Source organism: Streptomyces albidochromogenes (assembly GCF_005981925.1).
GTDB lineage: Bacteria > Actinomycetota > Actinomycetes > Streptomycetales > Streptomycetaceae > Streptomyces > Streptomyces albidochromogenes.
Genome location: NZ_VBVX01000692.1, coordinates 1 through 787, shown reverse-complemented (window position 1 = coordinate 787; position 787 = coordinate 1). Strand labels below are relative to the sequence as shown.

1 protein-coding gene is annotated in these 787 nt (G+C 72.0%); it reads left to right on the top strand.

Translation table 11 applies throughout. The annotated features are described in order from the left end of the window. Positions 1-169: 169 nt before the first annotated feature. The coding region (locus E2E34_RS34795; protein WP_138905778.1) for a dihydrodipicolinate synthase family protein at positions 170-787 on the top strand (618 nt) is incomplete at its 3' end.

Sequence of the window (787 nt, the reverse complement as noted above, 5' to 3'; positions counted from 1 at the left end):
ACCGTGGTCGGTGGGCGGGGGTGGGGCGGGCCCGCAGCCGTCACTGGTTCGCGGTGGCGGAGAGTGACGCGCGCGGTTGGATGCGCGCTGCGCGGTTCTCGGGTGGTTGTGCGGTGTCCCGGTGTGGCATCGGGATGCCATTGCTGACGGCAAGAGGAGATGAGGGTCCATGAACGCGTACGACGGTCGCCGCCCCTGGCACGGTGTCCTGGTGGCCACCGCGCTGCCCCTGCGGCACGATCTCAGCATCGATTACGACGCCTTCGCGGCGCACTGCGTCTGGCTCGTCGAGAACGGCTGCGACGGCGTCGTGCCGAACGGGTCGCTGGGCGAGTACCAGGTGCTCACGGCGCAGGAGCGCGCCAGGGTCGTCGAGACGGCCGTCGCCGCCGTCGGCGGGGAGCGCGTGATGCCGGGCGTCGCGGCGTACGGGGCCGACGAGGCCCGGCGGTGGGCCGAGCAGGCCCGGGACGCCGGCTGCGGCTCCGTCATGCTGCTGCCGCCGAACGCGTACCGCGCCGACGAGCGTTCCGTACGGGCCCACTACGCGCAGGTCGCCGAGGCCGGGATCCCGGTCGTCGCGTACAACAACCCGCACGACACCAAGGTCGACCTGCTGCCCGAACTGCTGGCGGCCCTGCACGCCGACGGGTGCATCAAGGCGGTCAAGGAGTTCTCCGGGGATGTCCGCCGGATCTACGAGATCGGTGAACTCGCCCCGGAACTCGATGTGCTGGCAGGCGCCGACGACGTGGTGCTGGAGTTGGTGGCGGGCGGGGCCAAGGGG